Below are 2,563 nucleotides of genomic sequence, written 5' to 3'. Positions count from 1 at the left end.
CCCACCAGGCACGCTTGATGTTCAGTGTGCGGAGCCCGCCGATGTCATCCGTCACGAGCGCCGCGGTCTCCGGGATGGCGACGGGCTTGCCGTGGTCCACGCCGTAGTCCGCGTAGAAGTCCGGCAGCATCGATTCATCGCCGTTGCTGCCGTGGTAGGTCCCGGTCAGCTGATCGGTGAACTTGCCATCCTCCGGCATCTCGCTCTCCCCCCACGGATAGGTGCTCCCCCAGTGATACAGGGACATCCCCACCCAGTCCACGGCGTCGTCGCCCGGGTAGTACGGCGCGTAGGGGTCGTCGAAGGCCGTCAGGAACCCGTCTGCGGTGGTGTCGAGCTCCGCGAACCCCGTCGCACCGGGGAGTGCTTCGTAGGTGCCGCCCGCGAAGGGGTAGCCGCCGGCGTAGTTCGGCGCCCACATCATGGCGGAGCCGGGCGCGTCACGGTGGACGGCGTCGGCGACCCGCCGGAAGGCGGCGATGTACTCGCCGGGCTGCTGTCCCCACGGGTACCACGAGCCGTTCATCTCGTGCGCGAAGCGCACGATCACCGGGACACCATTGGTGTTGAAGTCCGCAAGCATCGCTGCGAGATCATCGGCATGCTGGCCGGTCACCGCCTCCAGGCCCTCCATCGGTTCGAGAGTCAGCAGCAGCGTGCCGCCGTTCTGCCGCAACTGTTCCGCGGCCGACGCGATCAGACCCGGATCCTCCTCCCTGAACGGGAAATCCGCGAACGTCACGGCGACCGCGGGACGCTCGCCGAGCTTGTCCGAGTACTCGGCGAGCGTCTCCCTGCCCCATTCGAGGTTCACGCCCATGAGCGTGCCCTCCGTCGGAGCGAGTTTCCGCCCGTCGACGACCTCGCAGGGGACCGCCGAGGGATTGATGTTGCATGCGCACAGGGCAAGGAGGAGGAGCACGGTAAGCATCCGCGCAAGGTGTGAGACCACGGAGCCAATCTACAACCGGATCGGCGGCCCGGCGTACCACCCCCGCCGCCGCTGCTAGAACGCGTAGCGGATCCGGCAGTAGGGCAGCTCGGCCGAGGCCAGGCGGAGGAGCTCGTCGAGATAGCCCCGCTTCTCGTAGGCGATGTACCGCACGTTGGTGAAACCGTTCTGGGATCGCTTGGTCTCCTGCAGGTCCGGGCGCCAGAGGATCTCCTCGGCCTGCGGGTGCCAGCCGAGGTTGACCTCGTGCAGCTGCTGGTTGTGGGTGAGGAAGATGACCTCCGCGGCGAGCTGCTGCTTCGCCGCGGGCGAGAGCGACGCGTCGAGTTGGCGGAAGAGCTCCCGCCAGTCCTCCTGCCAGCCCGGCGTGATGATGACCGGCGAGAAGTTCACGTGCACCTCGTAGCCCGCGTCCACGAAGTCGTTGATGGCGGCGATCCGCTCCGCCACCGGCGTCGTGCGGACGTCCACCGTGCGCGCGAGTTTCTCGGGCATGAGCGAGAAGCGGATCCGGGTGCGCCCCTGCGGGTCCCAGGTCAGCAGGTCCCGGTTCACGTACTTGGTGGCGAAGGAGAGCTTGGCCGTGGGCAGCTCGCGGTAGAGGTGCACGAGGTCGCGCACGTTGTCGCTGACGAGCGCATCGACGGAGCAGTCGCTGTTCTCGCCAATGTCGTAGACCCAGGCGTGGTCGTCGCACTGGTTCGGCTCCAGCTTGAGGCCCTGCCGCGCGACGTGTCGTTCGAGGTAGCCGCCGATCTGGTCGATGTTGGCGAAGACGGTGATCGGGTTGCTGTACCCCTTGTGGCGCGGCACGTAGCAGTACGCGCAGGCCATGGCGCAGCCGTTCGCGGTGGAGGGGGCGATGAAGTCGGCGGATCTGCCGTTGGGCTTGGCGGTGAGGGTCTTCTTGACGCCGATGATGAGCGCCTCCGTCTTGATGCGGACCCAGCGACGCACGTTCGCCTCGTCCCCGCTGAGTTCGGGGATGCGCCAGTGGCTCGCCACCTCGACGACGTCCGCCTCCGGCCAGCGCGCGAGGATCTCCTGGCCCCGGGGCAGCGCGGCAGCGGCCGGCTCGACATAGATCCTGCTGATCTGGAGCAGCTTGTTGGCCTGCAGCATGCAACCCTTCGTGTCGGTGGAGTGCGGCCAGAGTATCGGCCGCCACCGACACTTCCGGGCGGGAGCCGCGCGCCCCTAGAGTGGCAGGATCGGCGCCGCCGGCGCACCCGAGGGAAGGGAATGGTCATGGCGCAGCTCCTCACGCAACCGACGGAGGAGGATCCCCGGGCCTTCGTCGACGCGATCGCGCACCCGGTCCGGCGGGCCGACGCCGTCGTGCTCCTCGACCTGATGGGCCGTGCGACCCGGGAACCCGCCGTGATGTGGGGACCGACCATGATCGGTTTCGGGAGCTACCACTACAGGTACGCCTCCGGCCACGAGGGGGATGCCCTGGCCGTGGGATTCTCCCCGCGGGCGTCGGCGCAATCCCTGTACGGGCTGCTCGCCGCTCCCGGAGCGGAGGCGCTGCTGCCGCGCCTCGGCAGACACCGGCGTGGTGCGGGCTGCCTGTACGTGACGTCCCTCGCCGGGATCGACCTGGACGTT

At 68.5% G+C, this 2,563-nt stretch carries 3 protein-coding genes; 1 reads left to right on the top strand and 2 read right to left on the bottom strand.

Translation table 11 applies throughout. The features are described from left to right. Both CVO76_RS16725 and CVO76_RS16720 read right to left on the bottom strand, forming a co-directional pair. Positions 1 to 952, bottom strand: a 952-nt coding sequence (locus tag CVO76_RS16725) for a glycoside hydrolase family 26 protein (RefSeq protein WP_244186075.1), incomplete at its 3' end; no start/stop codon positions are given. 54 nt (positions 953 to 1,006) lie between these two features. Next, positions 1,007 to 2,071, bottom strand: coding sequence for a spore photoproduct lyase family protein (locus CVO76_RS16720; RefSeq protein WP_133081598.1), 1,065 nt, complete (start codon positions 2,069 to 2,071; stop codon positions 1,007 to 1,009). A gap of 129 nt (positions 2,072 to 2,200) precedes the next feature. Between CVO76_RS16720 and CVO76_RS16715 the strand changes: the two genes are divergently transcribed. Next, the coding region (locus tag CVO76_RS16715; protein WP_208740193.1) for a DUF1801 domain-containing protein at positions 2,201 to 2,563 on the top strand (363 nt) is incomplete at its 3' end.

The organism is Arthrobacter agilis (genome assembly GCF_002953615.1).
Classification (GTDB): Bacteria; Actinomycetota; Actinomycetes; order Actinomycetales; family Micrococcaceae; genus Arthrobacter_D; species Arthrobacter_D agilis_B.
Note: the sequence above shows the minus strand (reverse complement) of the source record. Positions and strands in the feature narration are given on the sequence as shown.